Below are 6,199 nucleotides of genomic sequence, written 5' to 3'. Positions count from 1 at the left end.
GGCGACAAGCAGGTCGCCCTCGAGCCCGGCTCGCTGTCCGAGGTCATCGCTGCGCTCGAGGCCAAGCACCCCGGCATGGGCGAACGACTCCTCGACGAAGACGGTGCGCTGCGTAAGTTCGTCAACGTGTTCGTCGACGACGACGACGTCCGATACCTCGACGGCCTCGATACCGCTGTCCAAGACAACTGGACCGTCAGCATCATTCCTGCTGTCGCCGGCGGCTGATCCAGGTTTCGCCTCCACTCCTCGACCTGCGGCAATCTCGGGACGCTGCGAGGCGGAATCCGCACCGATCGATCCCGAGTTCAACGCGCTCCTCGGTTGACCGCTGGTTCTCTCCATCCTTGACGATTGAGGCGTAAGGTGCCGCATGCGCGTGTTGGCGGCACCTGACAAGTTCAAGGGCACGGCGACCGCTCACGAGGTTGCCCAGGCGATTGGCCACGCGTGCTGGGAACTCGATATCGAATGCGTCGAACTCCCGATGGCCGACGGCGGCGATGGGATTCTTGACGTGCTCGGCGGCCCCAACCGCACCTCGACTGTTACCGGGCCGCTCGGCAACCCGATCGAGGCGGCGTGGCGGCTCCACAAAGACACCGCTGTCATCGAGATGGCCCGGGCAAGCGGCTTGGTGCTCGCCGGCGGCAAGGCCGGCAACGACGCACTCGACGCCACCAGTACGGGCACTGGTGAGTTGATCGACAAGGCGCTCGATCTCGGCGCCAAGCGCATCGTTGTCGGCCTCGGAGGCTCGGCCTCGACCGATGGCGGGTTCGGTGCAATCCGTGCGATCAGTGCGATCTCGCGGCTCAAACAGGTTGATCTGCTCATCGCCTGCGACGTGCACACCACGTTCACCGACGCGGCGGTCGTCTTTGGCCCCCAAAAGGGTGCGTCGCCCGCACAGGTCAAAATGCTCACACGGCGACTCGAACGGCTCGCTCAAATGTTTGTCGAAGACTTCGCCTTCGATGTCACCGCCATCAAAGGCGGCGGCGCCGCAGGCGGCCTTGGCGGCGCGCTTGCTGCGATCGGTGGCCGGCTCGTCCCGGGCTTCGAGCTTGTCGCCGACGAACTTGATCTCTACGACGTGCTCCCGACCGTCGACCTGGTGATCACCGGCGAGGGCCAACTCGACGAAACGAGCTTCGCCGGCAAAGTGGTCGGCGGCATCACCCAACTGGCCGGCGAGTACGGCATACCGGTCGCTGCGATCGTTGGCGTTGCCGATCCCGCTGTGATCCTCGAGTGGGCCGACCGCATCACGGTCGAATCACTCGTCGAACGTTTCGGCGAAGACATCGCCCTCAATCAGACAAAAGAAAGCATCCAACGCGCCGCAACATCGCTGCTTCGCTCACGCCTCGATCAATAAATACGAAGGGGTCGGGCCCCAATTGCTGACTATTCGCCGGTCTCTTCGATGGTCGGGTCTACTGGTGCGAGGACATCGCTGCCAGCTACAGCCGGCGCCGAACCGAGTTCGGTAGCTGCCAACCCAGCCGCTTCAGCGAGCTGCAGGAGCGTCTTGTCGGCCTGACTGTTACCCAGCACGACGAGTACGCCAGCTTCACCAAGCGAGCCATTCTCGGTCGGCGCAGGAGTCGAGACCGTGAGAACCGACACGTTGCCGAGAGTCCGCCCAACCGATTCAGCGACCGCCTGAGCCGAGGGGTTCGCCGGATCGAAATAGACAATGCTGTCGTCGATCGTCTGTCCGGCGTTCACGGGCGTGCCCATGTTGTAGCCAGCGGTGGCGAGCGTTTCGCTCATGCGGCCAGCAGAACCGCCGACGGTGTTTCCGTTGGCAACCACGACGACGGCACCTTCGGTCACGAGTACGGCCGGAGCGGTGGTCGTCGGCGCTGCGGTGGTGGGGCTGACGCCAACATCGATGGTGGTCGTCGTGCCCTCAGCCACGACGACTTGGCCGGGTGGATCACCTGAGCCAACGACCGAGCTGTCTTCCTGAGTCAAGTTGCGAAGGATCAAAAAGCCTGCAATGACTGCCACGGCGGCCAGCACGATGCTGAGCGTCGAACCGACGGGCGAACCGCCGACACCCTGGCGAGGATTCCGGCGAGCCGCTCCTGCGCCCCCGCCGACGGTGGCGTCTTCATTGCTCATGCGTGTACACCCTCTCCCGAAGCGGAGACGGCGACGCCGTCAATCCGTGCCTTGCGTGCTCGTAGACGAAGTCGCTTGAGCCGACGGACCACGAGCGGATCGTGCTCGGCAGCATCAGGGCTTTCGAGCACGACGGTGATCTCCGCGTCGTATTCCTCTGGCGAACACTGGAAACGAGAACGAACGACCTGGTCGCGCGGCTCGTCGTTACTCCACCATGAGCGTTCAAAATCAAGCATGGCGGCATGTCGTTCGCTAAGCATCACTGCACAGACTGCCCGTTCCGCGGCGCGAATTACAAGCACCACGCAAGATATGTTGCTGCGCCATGGCCGAGCATGCGACCAACCGCCCCTTCATGATCGGTGTCGCTGGAGGCAGCAGTTCCGGCAAGACCACGATTTCCGAACGGCTTGTCGAGATGACGGGCGAGGAACATCTGTCTCGAATCGAGCTCGATTCGTACTACCTCGACCGCACAGATCAGCCTCTGCAAGAGCGTGCGAACGCCAACTACGACCATCCCGATGCCTTCGACTGGCCGCTACTGAACGACCATCTGGCCGCACTGGCCAACGGCGCATCTGTCGAAGTTCCGATCTACGACTACGCCGACCACAACCGCAGCGGGGAGACCCGCACAGTTGAGCCAAAGAAAATCGTTGTGGTCGACGGCATCCTCGTCCTCTGGGACCGGACGCTCCGCGAGCGCTTCGACCTCAAGATCTTCGTCGACACTGCGCCGGACATCCGCTTCATCCGCCGCCTCACCCGCGACGTTGCCGACCGCGGGCGCACCGTTGAGAGCGTTATCGACCAGTACCTCGAAACTGTTCGACCCGCACACGAACGCTTCATCGAGCCAAGCAAGCGCCACGCCGACGTGATCATTCCCGAAGGCGGTCTCAACCGTCCCGCCCTCGAAGTACTGCTGGCCCGCGTGAGAGAGCTCACCGTCTGATCCGGTCACTCTGTGCCAGGCACAGTGTGACCGGATGTGCATTCGAGTTGAGTGTTGCTGCGAGTTTGGGTGAGACTCGTGCCATGAATTCGATCTATGACGAGACGCACGAACTGTTCCGGGAGAGCTTCGCTGCCTTTGTCGATGCCGAGATGGTCCCGAAGTACCACGACTGGGAAGTCGCCGGAATTATGGATCGCGAGTTGTACACCACTGCCGGCAAGCACGGTTTCGTCGGCCTCGCCGTTCCCGAGCAGCACGGTGGTGGCGGGAGCGACGACTTTCGGTTCAACGCGATTATCGCCGAAGAACTCGCCAAGCGCGGGATCAACGGCGCCGGCCTCGGCCTGACGCTCCACAACGACATCGTCACCCCGTATTTCATCGAATACTGCAACGACGAGCAGGCCGAGCGCTGGCTGCCCGGCATCGCATCGGGCAAGCTGGTCACGGCCATCGCGATGACCGAGCCCGGCACCGGCTCCGACCTCGCCGGCATCAAGACCACCGCCGTGCGCGACGGCGACGAGTTCGTGCTGAACGGGGCCAAAACCTTCATCACCAACGGCATTAACTCCGACCTTGTCGTCGTCGTGTGCAGCACCGACCCCGAGGCTGGCCGAAGCGGAATGTCGCTCTTGGTCGTCGAGCGCGGTATGGATGGTTTCGAGCGCGGCCGCAACCTCGACAAGATCGGGCAGAAGTCTGCCGACACCGCCGAACTTTTCTTCTCAGATGTGCGCGTCCCGGCCGCCAACGTCCTCGGCGAGGAGGGCAGGGCGATGGAGTACCTCGCCTTCAACCTCGCCCAAGAGCGGCTGTCGATCGGCATTTTCGGCGTCGCTGCCGCGAAGGCCGCACTCGACTGGACTGTGGAGTATGTCAAGGAGCGCACCGCCTTCGGCACGACGATCGCCTCGTTCCAGAACACCAAGTTTGTGCTCGCCGAAGTCGCCACCGAGGTTGCTGTCGCCCAGCCGTTCATCAACCAGTGCCTACTCAAATTGAACGAGGGCACGCTCACCCCCGCTGAGGCCGCGATGGCGAAGCTGCATGGCACCGAATTGCAAAACCGGGCAACCGACCGCTGCCTCCAACTGTTCGGCGGCTACGGCTTCATGACCGAGTACCCGATCGGCCCGGCCTACGTCGATGCCCGCGTCACAACGATCTACGGCGGCACGAGCGAGATCATGAAAACGATCATCAGCAAAGAAGTTCTGAAGTAGGACGCCGCTGCAGCACGGGCGCCCCGGCGATCTCGGGACACCACGCAGCGGATTAAGCCCTCAAGCGTCCCGAGTTCCGCGTGGCGGTCCACAGAGTTGCGAAAGGGGCCTGACCCCATGCGTGACTATTCGAGGCTGAGGATCGTGACGACGCCGGTATCGCCGTTGACCTTGATCATGGCGCCGTCGGGAATCTTCTCGGTGGCCTGCGTGGCGCTGATCACGCACGGGATACCGAGCTCTCGGCTGACGATGATCGCATGCGACAGCGCCGCACCCACGTCGACGACCACGGCTGCCGACGGGACGAAGAGCGGGGTCCACGACGGGTCGGTGATCGGCGCGATCAGGATGTCGCCTGGCTCAAGCGCTCGGGGATCGTGGCTGTCGAGAATGACGCGGGCACGCCCCTCGGCCGAGCCGGGGCATCCTGGCATCCCCTGCAGCGTGTCGCCTGCAACGAGCTTGTCGGGAACATCTTCGCCCTTGACCCGCCATGCCGACGGCGGCTCCGGATGCCCGTCGAAGATGAACGGCGGTTCACGCGTGAGCAGGTCGTCGTACTCGGCGCGACGCTGCCGCACGATGTCGAGCATCGAGGTCGGGGCCGCAAGAAGCGCAGGCCACTCATCTTCCTGGACCATCGCGAAGTCTTCAATCTCGTCAAAGCCACCGGCCTCAACCATGCGACGGCCGAGTTCGCGGAGCGCGACGCGCAGTTCGTGGATGAAACGAATGTTGTTTGTTTTGGTGCGCTCGCGACCTGGCAGCCAGGCCGCCGATGATGCGATCGCTGCGCTGAGCTGGCCGTGCGTTTCGGCATCGCCTTCAACCATGGCGAGCAGGATTGCGCTCACCGTTGCCCGCTCCGCAGCGCGCGTTTCGAATTGCCGACCCGGCGCCATTCCCGCGGGCGCGATGCGCATCCGATCGATCGCGCTGAGAGCAAGTTCGGGATGCGTCTCCCACGAGTTCGAGCGGCTCTCCCATTCGTTTGGACCGCGCGATCCAAACTCGTAGAGGAATGCTTCGAACTGTTCAAGCCAGGTGGCCACATCGGCTGCACCGCTGCGACGAAGACGGTCGAGCATTCCGTGGACTCCGGCGTCGAATGCCGCCGTGACCTCGGCGCTGGCTGCCGCGCTCCGGCCGAGATCCCACATGACGTGCGACGGCTCGGCAGAGTCGACCTGGCCAATACCGGCGATGATTGGCATGATCAGATCGGGGCGCCCGACCGCCGTTGCAACAGCACTGATGATGCCGACGGGCACGGTTGCCATATATGTCGTGAAGATGTGGTGCGAGAAGTATCGCCGCTGCTCTGGTGCGGCAATCGCGTACAACTGCCAGATCTCCTCGTCTGTCATCGCCGAGTAATCGGGCCGGTCGGCGCGCAGTTTCCTTGTGTCGGTGCGGTCCTCGGTCAATTCGTCGAGGTCGTCGATCTTGGTGAGCGAGAGCGCCCAGCCGAACGTGCCGCCGATCTTCTCGGTCGCTGCAAGGTCTTCGTCGCCGTCGACGGCCACGTAGGGCGGGATGCCGGGCTGGGCACCGAAGAACTGTTCGTCCATGTCCTTCCACGTCAGGCCTGGAGCGCGCTCACCGAACAGGCGGATGATCGACGCGTTGAGATAGCAGTAGCCGCCAACGATGCCCAACTGGGCCATCTCGTCGGCTGGGAACTCGTCCATCCGGAAGGCGCCGATGCGCTCCCATGCTTCGCGCCATGCGATTTCGGAGTGGAACATGATTCCTGATCCGGTGAGCGGTGTCACGGGGTCAGGGAAGACCTCACCGACGTTGGCTCGGGTGTAGAGCGGAAAGCGCTCAGACAGCTCGGAATCGGTGACGTAGTACTTCTCGCTCATTGCAT

Annotated in this window: 7 protein-coding genes; 4 read left to right on the top strand and 3 right to left on the bottom strand. The window is 63.4% G+C overall.

Going from position 1 to position 6,199, the window contains the following annotated elements; all coding sequences use genetic code 11:
- Together ACH2EI_RS11000 and ACH2EI_RS10995 are read left to right on the top strand one after the other, a co-directional pair.
- Window positions 1-228, top strand: a 228-nt coding sequence (locus ACH2EI_RS11000) for a MoaD/ThiS family protein (RefSeq protein WP_395160020.1), incomplete at its 5' end; no start/stop codon positions are given.
- A 145-nt stretch (window positions 229-373) separates the two neighbouring features.
- Window positions 374-1,381, top strand: a complete 1,008-nt coding sequence (locus ACH2EI_RS10995; RefSeq protein ID WP_395154031.1) for a glycerate kinase — start codon at window positions 374-376, stop codon at window positions 1,379-1,381.
- Window positions 1,382-1,410: 29 nt separating this feature from the next.
- Here the strand turns inward: ACH2EI_RS10995 and ACH2EI_RS10990 are convergent, their stop codons facing one another.
- Together ACH2EI_RS10990 and ACH2EI_RS10985 are read right to left on the bottom strand one after the other, a co-directional pair.
- Window positions 1,411-2,133 carry a LytR C-terminal domain-containing protein gene (locus ACH2EI_RS10990; protein ID WP_395154032.1) on the bottom strand — a complete coding sequence of 241 codons (723 nt, stop codon included), beginning with the start codon at window positions 2,131-2,133 and terminating at the stop codon, window positions 1,411-1,413.
- Window positions 2,130-2,396, bottom strand: coding sequence for a DUF3263 domain-containing protein (locus tag ACH2EI_RS10985; RefSeq protein ID WP_395154038.1), 267 nt, complete (start codon window positions 2,394-2,396; stop codon window positions 2,130-2,132). The genes ACH2EI_RS10990 and ACH2EI_RS10985 overlap by 4 nt, the downstream gene beginning before the upstream one ends.
- Window positions 2,397-2,461: 65 nt before the next feature.
- Between ACH2EI_RS10985 and udk the strand changes: the two genes are divergently transcribed.
- Both udk and ACH2EI_RS10975 read left to right on the top strand, forming a co-directional pair.
- Window positions 2,462-3,094, top strand: coding sequence for a uridine kinase (gene udk, locus ACH2EI_RS10980; protein ID WP_395154033.1), 633 nt, complete (start codon window positions 2,462-2,464; stop codon window positions 3,092-3,094).
- 83 nt (window positions 3,095-3,177) lie between these two features.
- Window positions 3,178-4,323 carry an acyl-CoA dehydrogenase family protein gene (locus ACH2EI_RS10975; RefSeq protein ID WP_395154034.1) on the top strand — a complete coding sequence of 382 codons (1,146 nt, stop codon included), beginning with the start codon at window positions 3,178-3,180 and terminating at the stop codon, window positions 4,321-4,323.
- Between the two features lie 125 nt (window positions 4,324-4,448).
- On the opposite strand, the gene ACH2EI_RS10970 is transcribed toward ACH2EI_RS10975, so the two are convergent.
- Window positions 4,449-6,199: PEP-utilizing enzyme (locus ACH2EI_RS10970; RefSeq protein ID WP_395160018.1), on the bottom strand; the 1,751-nt coding region annotated here is incomplete at its 5' end.

Source organism: Ilumatobacter sp., assembly GCF_041688325.1.
Classification (GTDB): domain Bacteria; phylum Actinomycetota; class Acidimicrobiia; order Acidimicrobiales; family Ilumatobacteraceae; genus Ilumatobacter_A.
This window is presented reverse-complemented; position numbering and strand designations above follow the sequence as displayed.

Coding starts and splice junctions, on each gene's coding strand:
- ACH2EI_RS10975 (WP_395154034.1), top strand. CDS start 3,178: ATGAATTCGATCTATGACGAGACGCACGAACTGTTCCGGGAGAGCTTC.
- ACH2EI_RS10995 (WP_395154031.1), top strand. CDS start 374: ATGCGCGTGTTGGCGGCACCTGACAAGTTCAAGGGCACGGCGACCGCT.
- ACH2EI_RS10985 (WP_395154038.1), bottom strand. CDS start 2,396: ATGCTTAGCGAACGACATGCCGCCATGCTTGATTTTGAACGCTCATGG.
- udk (WP_395154033.1), top strand. CDS start 2,462: ATGGCCGAGCATGCGACCAACCGCCCCTTCATGATCGGTGTCGCTGGA.
- ACH2EI_RS10990 (WP_395154032.1), bottom strand. CDS start 2,133: ATGAGCAATGAAGACGCCACCGTCGGCGGGGGCGCAGGAGCGGCTCGC.